This window comes from Shinella fusca, from assembly GCF_014203155.1.
Taxonomy (GTDB): domain Bacteria; phylum Pseudomonadota; class Alphaproteobacteria; order Rhizobiales; family Rhizobiaceae; genus Shinella; species Shinella fusca.
Genome location: NZ_JACHIK010000006.1, coordinates 225,714 through 239,461 on the forward strand (window position 1 = coordinate 225,714; position 13,748 = coordinate 239,461).

General features: G+C 66.9%; 14 protein-coding genes and 1 pseudogene. 3 read left to right on the forward strand and 12 right to left on the reverse strand.

The features are described from left to right. Positions 1-66 precede the first annotated feature (66 nt). From HNQ66_RS11525 to HNQ66_RS11555, 7 genes are all read right to left on the reverse strand, one after another. Positions 67-1,593 (reverse strand): UxaA family hydrolase, encoded by a 1,527-nt coding sequence (locus HNQ66_RS11525; protein ID WP_184144228.1) that lies wholly within the window; start codon positions 1,591-1,593, stop codon positions 67-69. A 3-nt stretch (positions 1,594-1,596) separates the two neighbouring features. Continuing rightward, positions 1,597-2,607 carry a zinc-binding alcohol dehydrogenase family protein gene (locus HNQ66_RS11530; RefSeq protein ID WP_184144229.1) on the reverse strand — a complete coding sequence of 337 codons (1,011 nt, stop codon included), beginning with the start codon at positions 2,605-2,607 and terminating at the stop codon, positions 1,597-1,599. A 217-nt stretch (positions 2,608-2,824) separates the two neighbouring features. Continuing rightward, complete coding sequence (locus tag HNQ66_RS11535) at positions 2,825-3,616, reverse strand: transporter substrate-binding domain-containing protein (protein ID WP_184144231.1); 792 nt, start codon at positions 3,614-3,616, stop codon at positions 2,825-2,827. Between the two features lie 31 nt (positions 3,617-3,647). Then, complete coding sequence (locus tag HNQ66_RS11540) at positions 3,648-4,376, reverse strand: amino acid ABC transporter ATP-binding protein (protein ID WP_184144233.1); 729 nt, start codon at positions 4,374-4,376, stop codon at positions 3,648-3,650. Further along, positions 4,360-5,010 carry an amino acid ABC transporter permease gene (locus tag HNQ66_RS11545; protein ID WP_184144235.1) on the reverse strand — a complete coding sequence of 217 codons (651 nt, stop codon included), beginning with the start codon at positions 5,008-5,010 and terminating at the stop codon, positions 4,360-4,362. Before HNQ66_RS11545 ends, HNQ66_RS11540 begins: the two co-directional genes overlap by 17 nt. Positions 5,011-5,023: 13 nt before the next feature. Further along, positions 5,024-5,707: an amino acid ABC transporter permease gene (locus HNQ66_RS11550; protein ID WP_184144237.1), complete on the reverse strand. Its 684-nt coding sequence runs from the start codon at positions 5,705-5,707 to the stop codon at positions 5,024-5,026. Beyond that, the gene (locus HNQ66_RS11555) at positions 5,704-6,819 is read right to left on the reverse strand and encodes a mannitol dehydrogenase family protein (protein WP_184144239.1); all 1,116 of its coding nucleotides are present in this window, start codon (positions 6,817-6,819) and stop codon (positions 5,704-5,706) included. Before HNQ66_RS11555 ends, HNQ66_RS11550 begins: the two co-directional genes overlap by 4 nt. Before the next feature lie 194 nt (positions 6,820-7,013). On the opposite strand from HNQ66_RS11555, the gene HNQ66_RS11560 reads away from it, so the two are divergent. After that, the gene (locus HNQ66_RS11560) at positions 7,014-7,910 is read left to right on the forward strand and encodes a GntR family transcriptional regulator (RefSeq protein ID WP_184144241.1); all 897 of its coding nucleotides are present in this window, start codon (positions 7,014-7,016) and stop codon (positions 7,908-7,910) included. A 57-nt stretch (positions 7,911-7,967) separates the two neighbouring features. Here the strand turns inward: HNQ66_RS11560 and HNQ66_RS11565 are convergent, their stop codons facing one another. The 3 genes from HNQ66_RS11565 to HNQ66_RS11575 form a co-directional block, all read right to left on the reverse strand. Then, the gene (locus tag HNQ66_RS11565; RefSeq protein WP_184144243.1) at positions 7,968-8,969 is read right to left on the reverse strand and encodes an ABC transporter substrate-binding protein; all 1,002 of its coding nucleotides are present in this window, start codon (positions 8,967-8,969) and stop codon (positions 7,968-7,970) included. 67 nt (positions 8,970-9,036) lie between these two features. Then, positions 9,037-9,864 (reverse strand): pyrroline-5-carboxylate reductase family protein, encoded by an 828-nt coding sequence (locus HNQ66_RS11570; RefSeq protein WP_184144245.1) that lies wholly within the window; start codon positions 9,862-9,864, stop codon positions 9,037-9,039. Beyond that, complete coding sequence (locus HNQ66_RS11575) at positions 9,845-10,474, reverse strand: TetR/AcrR family transcriptional regulator (RefSeq protein ID WP_184144247.1); 630 nt, start codon at positions 10,472-10,474, stop codon at positions 9,845-9,847. The genes HNQ66_RS11570 and HNQ66_RS11575 overlap by 20 nt, the downstream gene beginning before the upstream one ends. 148 nt (positions 10,475-10,622) lie before the next feature. Here HNQ66_RS11575 and HNQ66_RS11580 point away from each other — a divergent pair, with 148 nt between their 5' ends. Both HNQ66_RS11580 and HNQ66_RS11585 read left to right on the forward strand, forming a co-directional pair. Then, on the forward strand, positions 10,623-12,659 hold the full coding sequence (locus HNQ66_RS11580; protein WP_184144248.1) for an NADH:flavin oxidoreductase: 2,037 nt from the start codon (positions 10,623-10,625) through the stop codon (positions 12,657-12,659). A 1-nt stretch (position 12,660) separates the two neighbouring features. Beyond that, the gene (locus HNQ66_RS11585) at positions 12,661-13,257 is read left to right on the forward strand and encodes a dimethylsulfonioproprionate lyase family protein (RefSeq protein WP_184144250.1); all 597 of its coding nucleotides are present in this window, start codon (positions 12,661-12,663) and stop codon (positions 13,255-13,257) included. A gap of 6 nt (positions 13,258-13,263) precedes the next feature. Here HNQ66_RS11585 and HNQ66_RS11590 read toward each other — a convergent pair whose 3' ends face one another. Both HNQ66_RS11590 and HNQ66_RS11595 read right to left on the reverse strand, forming a co-directional pair. Next, a complete protein-coding gene (locus HNQ66_RS11590; protein WP_184144252.1) occupies positions 13,264-13,596 on the reverse strand; it encodes a hypothetical protein in 333 nt (110 codons plus the stop codon). Then, positions 13,593-13,748, reverse strand: a pseudogene (locus HNQ66_RS11595) (NAD(P)-dependent oxidoreductase); the annotation flags it as partial. The pseudogene HNQ66_RS11595 and the gene HNQ66_RS11590, both read right to left, overlap by 4 nt.

Here is a 13,748-nt window from a genome sequence, read left to right on the forward strand (position 1 = left end):
TTGGGCGACCTGATGCGGCCTCGGCCGTTGCGGTTTCGCCGGCAGGTCGCCTGCCGGCGGCGGGGGTTACATGACGGCGCCGATCTGCCAGGGGACGAACTCGTTGCGGCCGTAGCCGAGCAGCTCGGATTTCGAGGGCTTGCCGGAGGAAATGGCAAGGATCGCCTCGAAGATCTCGCGGCCCTTCACCTCCAGCGGCACGCCGTCGATGACGTCGCCGCAGTTGATGTCCATGTCGTCGGTCATGCGGGCGTAGAGCTCGTTGTTGGTGGCGAGCTTGATCGAGGGCACGGGCTTGCAGCCGTAGGCCGAGCCTCGCCCGGTGGTGAAGCAGAGGACGTTCGCGCCGCCCGCGACCTGGCCCGTTGCCGCCACGGGGTCGTAGCCGGGCGTGTCCATGTAGACGAAGCCCTTGCGGTCGATGCGCTCGGCATAGCGGTAGACGCCGCGCAGCGTCGAGGTGCCGCCCTTGGCGACGGCGCCGAGCGATTTTTCCAGGATGGTGGTGAGGCCGCCGGCCTTGTTGCCGGGGGAGGGGTTGTTGTTCATCTCGCCGCCGTTGCGGCTGGTGTAGTCCTCCCACCAGTGGATGAGGTCGACGATCTTCTGCCCCACCTCGGCGCTCTCGGCGCGGCGGGTGAGCAGGTGTTCGGCGCCGTAGATCTCCGGCGTTTCGGAGAGGATCGCGGTGCCGCCCTGGCGCACCAGCATGTCGGCGGCAAAGCCGAGTGCCGGGTTGGCGGTCAGCCCCGAATAGCCGTCCGAACCGCCGCATTGCAGGGCGAGCGTCAGTTCCGAGGCGGAGATGGGCTCGCGCTTCGACCGCGCGGCGAAGGGCAGCATCTCGCGGATGCGCGCCACGCCCGCCTCGACCGCCTTGCGCGTGCCGCCGATCTCCTGGATCGTCAGCGACTGGAAATGGTCGCCCTCGGCGATGCCGTAGGTGTCCTTCATGCGCGGGATCTGGAAGACCTCGCAGCCGAGGCCGACGAGGAGCACGGCGGCGAAGTTCGGGTGGCTGGCATAGCCCCATTGCGTGCGCGAGAGCACGTCGAAGGCTTCGCCGCGCCCGGCCATGCCGCAGCCCTGTCCGTGCGGCAGCGGAACGATGCCGTCGATGCCCGGATAATCGTCGAGGATGCCGGAGCGGTTGATCTCGTCGGCGACATAGTCGACGACGGTGGCCGAACAGTTCACCGAGGAGAGGATGCCGATATAGTTGCGCGTGCCGGCGCGCCCGTCGGCGCGCTTGTAGCCCTCGAAGAAGGCGGGCGTCTCGTCCGTGCGCGGGCCTTCCGGCGGGCGGGCCTCGCTCGCGAAGGCGTAGTCGCGGTCGAAATCCTCGCCCATGGTGACGTTCTTCTCGTGCACCCAGTCGCCGGGCTCGATATCGGTGCTGGCAAAGCCGATCACCTGGCCGAACTTGCGGATCGGCTCGCCCGTCGCGATGAAGCGGCTCGCCGTCTTGTGGCCGCGCGGCACGCGGGCGCGGGTGACGATCTCGCCCTCCACGGCGCTGCCGGCCGGCAGGTCGGCGATCGCCACGACGATATTGTCCTCGGGATTGAGACGCAGCGTCTTCTTCGCGTTCATGGCTCAGACCTCCAGGATGGCCTTGATCACGCCCGCCTCGGGGCGGGCCCATTCTACCAGCAATGCGGCGCCGTCTTCCAGGCGGCCGCGATGGGTGTTGAGTGCGCGGGTCGGCACCTTGCCGGCCTCGATCTGCCGCACCACCTCGGCGAAATCGTCGGGCTGGGCGTTGCGGCTCGCAAAAAGCGTCGCCTCGCGCTTGTGGAATTCCGGGTCGGAGAAGGTGATGTCCTGCCGCACGACGGAGAGCAGCACATAGCGCGCGCCGTGGGCGAGGAAGCCGAAGCCGCGCTCGATGGGGCCGGCATTGCCGGTGGCGTCGATCACCACGTCGAAACCGTCGCCGCCGGTGAGGCGATTCACCTCCGCCTCGGCGGACGCGTCTGCCAGCAGCGTGGCGTCGGCACCGAGCCGGTCGGCGGCGAAGGCGAGGCGGTCGGTGCGCGTGTCCATGACGGTGACGTTCGCGCCGCGCGCCTTGGCGAAGATGATCGCCGACATGCCGATGGGACCGGAGCCGGTGACGAGCACGCGGTCGGCGGCAGCGATATTGCCGCGCTTGACGCCGTGCGCGCCGATGGCGAGGAACTCGATCATCGCGGCGTCTTCCAGCGCGATGTTGCCGGTCGGAACGACATTGCTTTCGGGCACCGACACATAGTCGGCCATGCCGCCGTCGCAATGGACGCCGAGCACGCGGATCGACTGGCAGGCATTGGTGAGGCCCTTGCGGCAGGCGTGGCACTGTCCGCAGGAAAGATAGGGCACGATATAGACAGGCTCGCCCGCCTTGAGGCGGCTGCCCTCGGGCGCCGCCTCGACCGTGCCGGAGAGCTCGTGGCCCATGACGCGCGGATATTCCAGGAAGGGATGCTTGCCGGCGAAGATGTGGAAATCCGTGCCGCAGATGCCGACATGGCGGATGCGCACGAGAACCTCGCCCTCCCCGCGCACGGGCGCCGGGCGGGAGACGAGGGAGAGGCGGCCGGGTTCTTCGCAGAGGAGCGCTTTCATGGGGTCCTGTCCTTGGGAGGTATGGGGAGCGGCCGCGTATCGGCCGCTCCGGTATGGTGTCGATCCGTGTCCCACCCCCTGCGTCATCCTCGGGCTTGACCCGAGGATCCATTCTCCTCGAAGACTGATGGATGGTCGGGTCAAGCCCGACCATGACGAAAGAGAGGTTTCGGGATCGCGTTGGCGGGGCGGCCCGCACAGCCGCCCCGTTCTTTCGTCAGGGCTTCGGCATTTCCGCCGGCAGGTCGACGTTGTTGTACTTCTTGTAGATCGCGTTCAGCTTGCCGTTGGCAAGGTCCGTCTTGACCCAGTCGTTGATGGCCGCCTTCAGGGCGTCCTCGCCCTTGCGCAGGCCGACCGCGTAGGGGTTGACCTTGAGCACGAACTTGACCTCCAGCGGGTCGTTCGTGCGGCGCTCGTTGACGGCGTTCATGATCTGCGGGGCGGAGATCATGATGTTGTTCTGGCCGGAGACGAGGGCGGTCACGAGCGTCGCGTCGTCGTCGTAGCGCACGATGTTGGCGTCCTTCGCCTGGGTCGTGGCTTCCTTGTCGTTGGTGGTGCCGCGGGTGGTGGCGACGTCCTTGCCCTTCAGGTCCTCGACGCTCTTGATGTCGACGTCCTTCGGCGCGGCGGCGATGACCTGGATGACGCCGTGCGGATCGGCGAAGTCGATCACCTGCTTGCGCTCCTCGCTGATGGAAAGCGAGGCGACGACGACGTCGGCCTTGTTGGTGAGCAGGAACGGGATGCGGTTGGGGCTCGTCACCTCGACGATCTCGAGCTTGACGCCGAGATGGTCGGCGAGGAGCTTTGCGCTTTCCACTTCCGAGCCGGTCGGCTGCATGTTGGCATCCTGCATGCCGAAGGGCGGCGAGCCGAGGTCGATGGCCGCGCGCAGCGTGCCGCGGGCCTTGATGTCGTCGAGCGTGTCGGCGACGGCGAGTGCCGGGACGGCCGCGAAGACGGCGAGCGCCAGGGCGCTGGTCATCAGGGTTCTGCGTTTCATGTCTATCTCCTCCTTGAGACGTTGCGATGGGTCAAAGGTCGTTGCTGAGGAACTCGGCGAGTTCCTTCGTCTGCGGGTTGGCGAGCATCGCGCCGGGGCCGGTCTCCCAGACCTTGCCCTGGTGCATGAAGATCACCTTGCTCGCCACCTTGCGGGCGAAGGCCATCTCGTGGGTCACGAGGATCATGCTCATGCCGCCGCGGGCGAGGTCCTCCATGACGCGCAGCACCTCGCCGGTGAGCTGGGGGTCGAGCGCCGAGGTCACCTCGTCGAAGAGCATCAGCTTCGGCTGCATGGCGAGCGAGCGGGCGATGGCCACGCGCTGCTGCTGGCCGCCGGAAAGCTGCTCGGGGTAGTTGTCGGCCTTTTCGGCAAGGCCGACCTTCGCCAGCACTTCCTCTGCGAGCCGGCGGGCCTCGGCCTTGCCCATGTCCTTCACGCAGGTCGGGGCGAGCATGATGTTCTGCGCCACCGTCAGGTGCGGGAAGAGGTTGTAGCTCTGAAAGACGATGCCGACGTCGCGGCGAAGCGCCCGCCGGTCGAGCTCCGGGTCGTGGACCTTGTGGCCGCACACGACGATCTCGCCGCTGTCGATGGTCTCCAGCGCGTTGATGCAGCGCAGCGCCGTCGACTTGCCGGAGCCCGATGCGCCGATCACCGCGACCACCTCGCCGGCGGCGACGTCGAAGCTGACCCCCTTGAGGACCTGCAGGGCCCCGAAGCTCTTGTGCACATTGCTGAGGCTAACGACGGCCGGCATTGAGTTTCCTTTCCAGGCTGCGGCTCCAGGCCGAGAGGGGGTAGCAGATGACGAAGTAGAAGGCGGCGACCACGATGAAGACCGTGAAGGGTTCGAAGATCGTGTTGTTGACCAGCTTGCCGGCCTGGGCGAGCTCGACGAAGCCGACGACCGAGGCGAGCGAGGTGTTCTTGACGATCTGCACGAGGAAGCCGACCGTCGGGGCCGTGGCGATGCGCATGGCCTGCGGCAGGATCACCCGCACCATGCGCTGCCAGCGGGTGAGCGCCAGGCATTCGGCCGCCTCCCACTGGGTCTTCGGCACGGATTCGAGGCACCCGCGCCAGATCTCCGCGAGGAAGGCGGAGGAATAGATGACGAGGCCGAGGCCGGCCGCGACGATGGCCGGCAGGCTGTCGAAGCCGACGACGGCAAGGCCGAAATAGAAGAGGAAGAGCGTGACGAGCAGCGGCGTGCCCTGCACGATCTGGATATAGGTGCCGGCGCAGCGCCGGACGAACGGGACCGGCGAGATGCGGGCGAGCGCCAGCGCGAAGCCGAGGATGGAACCGCCGACGAAGGCGATGGCCGAAAGGCCGACGGTCCAGAGCGCGCCGGTGGCGATGAACTCGATATGGACGGGTGTGAGCGACATGTCCGGTTCCCCCTCAGATGGCCGTGCCGAGCTTGCGCCGGCGCGGGAAGATGACGAGGGCGAAGAGGGTGAAGGCGAGCCGCACCACGAAGGACAGGATGATGTAGAGCACCCCGGTGACGATATAGGTCTCGAAGGAGCGGAACGTGTCCGACTGGATGCGGTTGGCGACCGCCGTCAGCTCCTCGGCGGAGATCTGCGAGGTGATCGAGGAGGCGAGCATCAGCAGCACGTACTGGCTGGTGAGCGCCGGATAGACGCGCTCGATGGCCGGTCGGACGATGACGTGCCAGTAGGTCTGCGTGCGCGTCAGTCCGAGACATTCGGCGGCTTCGAGCTGCGACTTGTGGATCGATTCGAGGCCGGCGCGCACGATCTCGCAGGTATAGGCCCCGACATTGACGACGAGGGCCGCGACGGCGGCGGTGTTCGCCGTCACCTTCAGCCCCAGCGAGGCGAAGCCGAAATAGACGAGGAAGATCTGCACGAGCAGCGGCGTGTTGCGGATCATCTCGACATAGATCGCCACCACCGTCTTCAGCCAGCGCGGGCCCTCCGCCCGCGCGACGGCGCAGAGCGTGCCGACGACGAAGCCGAAGATCGTTGCGAGCGCCGAGAGCTTCAGCGTGAGCCAGACGCCCTCCAGGAAGAGCGGCCAGTAGGGCAGGAGGGCGGAGAAATCGAACTGGTAGGTCATGCCGCCGCCCTCTGCCCGGAAACGATGGAGGAAAGGATGGGGGCGGGCGTGCCCGCCCAGTCGAGGAAGGCGGCGATGCGCCGCTCGACCTTCAGCGCATGGTTGCCGGCGATGTCGGCGATGCGGTGGTCGAGATAGGGATTGCGGAAGCGGTCCATGGTGGTGGCGACGTAGGCGCGCGCCGCGTCCTCCATGCCGTGGGCGGCAAAACCCGGCAGGACCTCGTCGGCGTAGATCGCGGCAAGGCGCGGGGCGACGGCGGGGTCGGCGAGGATTTCCCGCACGGTCTCGCCCTCCGGCCGGCCCTCGCGCCGCCAGATTTCGGCAAGCACGGTATGGCCGAGGTTGAGGATGTGCAGCTTCAGCCGCTCGAAGGGTTCGAGATCGTCGGTCAGAACGATGGAGGGGTGCTCGCAGGGCAGGCGCAGGCCCGGCGCGCGCTCGATCGCCCAGAGCGCATAGGGCTCGGCGACGGCGCCGGCCGGTTCCAGCGGCGCGGAGACGATGCGGTCGACCAGCGTGTTGGCGAAGAGGACGTCCTCGTCGAGATAGTGCAGGAAATCCGCGGAGGCGCCGGCCGTTACCGCGAGGTCGCGGACGATGGCCTTCAGCACCGGGCCGTTGCGGTTGACGAGTTCGCAGGGCAGCACCGTCAGCGGACGGCCGCCGCGCTGCCAGCGGGCGTGGAGAAGCTGGAGGAGCTTGCCGGGGAAGGAGGCGAGCGGCGCGTCGAGCGCAAGGCCTTTGGCGGCCTCGTCCGGGTCGGCCGCATAGCCGGCATCGCCCGTGTTGGAGAGGATGAAGTCCGCCTCGCCCGCGAAAAGATCAACGACCTCGGCCCAGTCGCGGCTGGTCGAAAGGCCGCGCGAAACGCTTCTCACGGCCACACGGCGCTCGACCGGCGCGCCGTTCTCAAGGCCGCGGATGACGACCGGGAAACCGGCGGGATCGGCGAAGGCGGCAAGCCGGCCGGCCCGCTCGGCCGAGCCCGAGGTCTGGACGATGACGACCGGCGGCACGTCCTGTCCGGCCTCGCGGGCCTCGTGCAGGAAGAGGTCCGCATGGGCCTGGAGGAAACGGCTCGTGCCGAACTGAAGGACAAGCCCCGTCATCGGCCGGCACCGGGCGCGCAACAGCAAGGGAAATGGGTGCAAGGGCGCGTTGCGCGCCCGTTGGCCGTTTGCATGAACTCCTCCTTCCATACAGGCGGTCTGTTCTTTTTGAATAAAAGACATTCCCTTGACAGGCAATCTGTTTTTTATATAAAAAAATCACATTAAAAAACAGCGTGGCCGGAGGGGGCTCCATGAAGACCAACACGCTCTACAAACGGACCTTCAACCAGTGCCTCGACCTTCTGGCGCGCAGCACCCCGGGTACGGTGCTTGCCTCCGAGCCCGCGCTCGCGGCAAGGCTCAAGGTCAGCCGGACGACGCTGCGCGCCGTGCTGGCGGGGCTTGCGGGTGCCGGCATCGTTGCGCTGGAGGGGCGTTCGAAGGTGCTGCTGCGCCTGCCGCGTGCGGAGGATTATCTTGCCGGCACCGACCTGGAGCCGCTTGCGGACATGGTGGAGCGCAAGTTCATGACCTGGATGGTCGGGCCCGATTGCAGCCCCGGCCAGAGCATCAATGCGCTCGACCTTGCGCGCCAGTTCGGCGTCTCAACCTCGGCGATCCGCGAATGCCTCAGCACGTTCAGCCATTTCGGCCTGCTGGAGCGGCAGAGCAACGGGCGCTGGCGGGCGCTCGGCCTGACGGTGGATTTCGTGGCCGAGCTCTTCGACATGCGCGAATTCATGGAATTCCGGGCGATGGAGCGCTTCGTGGCGCTGCCGTCCGATCATCCCGCCTGGCGCACGCTGGCCGGGCTGGAACAGGAGCACCGCGACATGCTGGCCGACATCGACCGGCGCTACCGGGATTTCTCCAATCTCGACCACCGTTTCCACCGGCTGGTCAACGGCACGGCGCCCAACCGCTTCTTCATCAACATCCAGGGCGTGATGTCGGTGATCTTCCACTACCATTACCAATGGAACAAGAAGGACGAGCGGGAGCGCAACAAGGTCGCCGTCGAAGAGCACCTTGCCTATATCGCCGCCTTGCAGACCGGCGACCTGCAACAGGCGCGCCATGCCTGCGGCGAGCACCTGAAGACCGCCCGCTCGACGCTCCTCACCTCGATCGAGATCGCCACGGACTGAGACGGCGGAAAGGTGCGATGCGCGCGGGGCGCATCGCAGCCGGGCATGGCCGCGCCCTCAGAGCGCGGCTTCGACCTTGGCGGCGGCTTCCGGGGAAACCCACTCCTTCCAGATGTCGGGATTTTCCTCGAGGAAGTGCTTGGCGCCGTCCTCGCCGCTGGCCTGGTTGTCGGTCATCCAGGCCATCAGCTTGTTGATGGTCGCGTTGCTCCACGAGCGCTTCTTCAGGTAATCCATGACCTCGGGGCCCGCCTTTTCGGAGAACGGCTTGGCGACGAGCGTCACGATGGTATCGACCGGCCAGGCGCTCGGCTTCGGATCCGGGCAGTCGGCAACGGTATTGCAGCGCTTCCATTCGGCCGCATCGTAGGGAACGCCGGCCTCGAGCTGCACCATCTCGTACTTGCCGAGGAGGGCGGTCGGTGCCCAGTAGTAGCCGGCCCAGGGCTGCTGGCGTTCATAGGCCTTGGCGATGGAGCCGTCGAGGCCGGCGGCCGAGCCCGTGTCGATCAGCGTCCAGCCGGCCTTCTCCGCTTCGAAGGCCTTGTAGAGCTGCGCGGTCACCACGGTGCCGCCCCAGCCCTGCGGACCGTTGTAGATCGCGCCCTTGCTCGGGTCCTCCGGGGCGGGGAACAGGTCGGGATGCTTCAGGAGATCGGGAATGGTCTTGATGTCCGGGTGGGCGTCGGCGAAGTATTTCGGGATCCACCAGCCCTGCACGCCGCCGTCGGGAAGCGGCGAGCCGACCGTGATGATGCGGCCTTCCTCCGTGCCCTTCTTGACGACGTCGGGCAGGAGGTCGATCCAGGCCTCGGGGGCGATGTCCGGCTCGCCCTTCTCGGCCATCGAGGTGATGGTCGGCACGGTGTCGCCGATGGTGATCTCGGCGTTGCAGCCGTAGCCTTCGTTGAGGATGATCTTGTCGAGGTTGGAGATCACCTCCGCGCTCTGCCAGTTCATGCTGGCGATGGTGACGTTTCCGCAGTCGGCTGCGCTGGCGAACGAGGATCCGGCGATGGTTCCGAGAAGGAGGCATGTCGATGCAAGCAGTTTGTTCATTATCGTTCCCTCTGTGTGCGGCTTGTCTTGCCGGGCGGGGTGCCGCGTAGGCCCGCCCGCAACGGCGTTAGGGCGTTTTTCCCATGCGTGCCGATTTCTCGAAGGCCGCGGTGAGGCCGCGCGCCACGGCGATGCCAAAGCCCGCCGAATTCATCGCCTCGATCGCCGCCGCCGTGGTGCCGCGATAGTCGAGGAAAGTCCTGACCGTCTCGGCGGGACAGTCGTCCCGCCGTTCCAGGAGCCTCCCGGCGCCGACGAGGACCGTGTTGACCGCGCGCCGCGCGACCTCCGGGTCGAGGCCGTGCGCGACGGCGTCCGCCATCATCGCTTCGGCGAGCAGCGCGGGAAAGGCGGGGCCGGAGCCGGTGAGGCCGGTGAGATAGTCGATCTCCGCTTCGGAGCGCACCTCGTCCTCTACCCCGCAGGCACCGAAGATCGCGCGGACGATCCTGCGGTCGTCCGCGCCGGCACCGTCGCTGGCGATCCAGGGCGTATAGGATTTGCGGACCTCGGCGGCCGCGTTCGGCAGGGTGCGCACGGCGCGGTGGGTCCGGTGCTGCGCGCAGAGGGCGGAAAGGCGGATGCCGGCCATGACGGAGATGACGAGCTTGTCTTTCGCATCGACGGCGAGAGGCTGCCAGTCGGCCGGGCGGACGGAAAGGACGATGACGTCCGAGCGGTCGGCGAGCGCCTGGTTGTCCGTGGTCCAGAAGGCGCCGGGAAAGCGGTCCGGGCGCTGCCGGCGATAGGAGAGGGCAAGGTCCGAAGGGGCGGCGATGCCCGCATCCAGCACGGCGGTGGCGATTGCCCCGCCCAGCCAGCCGGCACCGCCGATCACGCCGATCCTCAAGCCCCTGCCTTCGTCCACCTTGTCCTCACTCCGGTTTGTATCCATGCCGCGCGAAGAAACGGTCGAGTTCCCGTTGCTGGGGGATCTGGCCGGTATAGATCGCGATATATTCGGGGATGCGCTTCATGCGCAGCGCAAGGTCCTCGCGGGACTGCATCGAGATGTAGCCGATCTGGACGAGGTAGGTCGTGCGCGCGCGGACATCCGCCGGCCCTTCCTCATAGCCGAAGCGCATGAACATGCGGCCGAGCGCTTCCACGCGCACCCGGTCGGCCTCCTGCACCTCGGCCAGGATCTCCGGCGATTGCAGGGCCCAGCTACGCACGGCGAATTCGAACTGGGAATCGAAGAGGTCCTTGTTCAGCCAGCAGTCGAAGACGTTCAGCATCGCCTCGGCAAGCGATTCCGCATAGGCCTCGGACTGTCTGACGAGGTTGCCGGTGTTCTTTTCCCGCCAGCGCGTGATGAGCGCGCCCAGCAATTCCTCCCGGTCCTTGAAGAACCAGTAGAAGCTGGTGCGGGAGAGATTGAGCCGCTTGGCGAGCGGCAGGATCTTCACCGAATCCACGCCGGATTCGAGCAGGGAGTCGTAGGCCGCCTCCAGCCAACCCTCCTGAGAACCTCGCCAACCGCTGTCGCTCGTCGCCTGTTCCATGACCGTCTCCTAACAAATCCCGCCGATGCTGACAAGCAAAATGTACATGAGTGTTCATATGGAGAACTACTGTGTCAATTTATATTGACACTTGTGTACATTCACGCTTACCGTTTTGATGAAGTCCCCTTAGACCGGAGCCCGTCGCATGTCGAACGATCCTCTCCTCCAGCCCTTCCAACTGAAGCACCTGACCCTCAGAAACCGCATCATCGTCACCTCGCACGAGCCGGCCTATCCCGAGGACGGCATGCCGAAGGGCCGCTACCGCGCCTATACGGTGGAGCGGGCGCGCGGCGGGGTGGCGATGACGATGACGGCCGGCTCCGCGGCGGTCTCGAAGGACAGCCCGCCGGTCTTCAACAACCTCCTCGCCTACAAGGACGAGATCGTCCCGTGGATCCGGGAGATGACCGACGCCGTGCACGAAGCGGGCGCGGCGATCATGATCCAGCTCACCCATCTCGGCCGGCGCACGCGCTGGGACAAGGGCGACTGGCTGCCCGTCGTCGCCCCCTCGCATCACCGCGAGGCCGCGCACCGGGCCTTTCCCAAGAAGCTGGAAGACTGGGACATCGAGCGCATCATCAAGGATTTCGCCGATGCCGCCGAGCGCATGAAGGCGGGCGGCATGGACGGCGTGGAGCTGGAGGCCTACGGCCACCTCATCGACCAGTTCACCTCGCCGCTCACCAACGAGCTCGACGGTCCCTATGGCGGCGATCTGGACAATCGCATGCGCTTCTGTTTCGACGTCTTCAAGGCGATGCGGAAACGGGTCGGCGACGACTTCATCCTCGGTGTGCGCTACACGGCCGACGAATGTCTTCCCGGCGGGACCGGAAAGGCAGAGGGCCTTGAAATCTCCCGCCACCTCAAGGAAAGCGGCCTCATCGACTACCTCAACGTCATCCGCGGCCATATCGATACGGACCCGGGCCTGACCGACGTCATCCCGATCCAGGGCATGGCGAGCGCGCCGCATCTCGACTTTGCCGGCGAGGTGCGCGCCGCGACGAAGTTCCCGACCTTCCACGCTGCCAAGATTCAGGATGTGGCGACCGCCCGTCATGCGATTGCCGCCGGCAAGGTCGACATGATCGGCATGACGCGCGCGCACATGACCGACCCGCATATCGTGCGCAAGATCATCGAGAAGCGCGAGGACGACATCCGCCCCTGCGTCGGCGCGAACTACTGTCTCGACCGCATCTACCAGGGCGGCCTTGCCTTCTGCATCCACAACGCGGCGACCGGCCGCGAGGAGACGATGCCGCACACCATCCCGAAGGCGGAGGTGCGCCGGAAGGTGGTGGTCGTCGGCGCCGGCCCGGCCGGGCTGGAGGCGGCGCGCGTTTGTGCCGAGCGCGGCCACGAGGTCGTCGTCTTCGAGGCGGCGAACGATCCCGGCGGCCAGATCCGGCTGACGGCGCTCAGCGAGCGCCGGCGCGAGATGATCGGCATCATCGACTGGCGCATGAGCCAGTGCGAGAAGCACGGCGTCACCTTCCACTTCAACACCTGGGCGGATGCGGACACGGTGCTGGCCGAAAAGCCGGACGTCGTCATCGTCGCGACGGGCGGCCTGCCGCACACGGACGTCCTCACCAGGGGCAACGAGCTCGTCGTCTCCTCCTGGGACATCATCTCGGGTGACGTGAAGCCGGGCGCCAACGTGCTCGTCTTCGACGATGCCGGCGACCATGCGGGCCTGCAGGCGGCCGAGTTCATCGCCAGGGCCGGCGGCAAGGTCGAGATCATGACGCCGGACCGATCCTTCGCGCCGGAGGTCATGGCGATGAACCTCGTGCCCTACATGCGCTCGCTGCAGAAGCTCGATGCGACCTTCACCGTCACCTACAGGCTGGAATCGGCGGAGAAGAGCGGCAACCAGATCATCGCCCATGTCGGCAGCGACTACGGCGGCGTCTCCAGGCAGCGCACGGTCGACCAGATCGTCGTCAACCACGGCACCATTCCGCTGGACGACCTCTATTTCGAGCTGAAGCCCGGCTCGAAGAACCTCGGCGCGGTGTCCTACGATGCGCTGGTCGCGGGGAAGCCGCAGGGCCTCGACCGCAATCCGGACGGCGCCTACCAGCTCTTCCGCATCGGCGACGCGGTCGCCGCCCGCAACACGCATGCGGCGATCTACGATGCGCTGCGCCTTGCCAAGGATCTCTGACATGGCCCGGAGCGGCGCATTGCAGGATTTCCTCGACGCGGCCTCCGCCGCCTATGACGGGTTCGCGAAAGACCCGGAGGGCCGCCGGTCGCTCGCGCGGATCGTGGAGCGCCTGAAGACGCCCGGGCCGGAGCGGCCCGGTATCGGGAAACGGCTCGCCGTCTGCGACGCGCATCTCGATACGGTCCTTGCGGCCGGGACCGGCGAACCCCTGCTCGATGCGCTGGCCGAACGGTTCCGGGCAATCGAGCCGCTGCTGGAATGGAAGGCGCGGGCGGGCGACGGCACGGCGAGCGAGAATTTCCCGGCGGGCCATGCCAATGCGATGGTCGTCGGGCCGGGCGGGCTGGAAGACCGCAGGGACGTCTGGCTCGGCGCGAGCCTGCTGGCGCCGGACGTGCGCTATCCCGATCACGACCACGCGCCGGAGGAAACCTACCTCGTCCTGACGGAGGGCGAGTTCATGCACGGCAATTCCGGCTGGTTCACGCCGGGCGTCGGCGGCTCCTTCCACAACACGCCGGGCATCCGCCACGCCATGCGCTCGGGCGGCAAGCCGCTCTTCGCCTTCTGGGCGCTCCTGCCGCAAGAAGCCTAAAGGCCGTTAGAGCCTGTATTCGTTTGCGAGCGTGACATGGTGGTGGATGCGGCCGTCGAAGAATTCGGCGAGCACCGCCTCGGTGGCCGCGCGGGCCTCGGTTCGCGCGGGGCTGGCAAGCGCCGCCTCCACGGCCTGAAGGCTCGGATAGTTGACGGCGAGGATCATCGGATATTCCGGCGCCCCCTCGTCGCGGCTCTCGGCGAAGCAGACCCGCACGTCGGTGGCGTGCGGGAACTCTTTCCACTTCGGCAGGATACGCTCGATCACGGCCTTGCGGAAGGCATCGGTCCTGCCCTCCTTCACCTTGCCCTCGAACAATGCGTAGCGGGTGATCATGCGAAGTTCTCCTTGCTCGGGCCGCGGAAGAATTCCATCAGGGCCGCCTGGTCCTCTCCGCCGAGGCCTGCGGCCGTCAGCATACGGTGGATCTCGGCGCAGGCCGCCGTCAGCGGCATGGCGGTGTTGGTGCGGCGGGCAAGGTCCTGCGC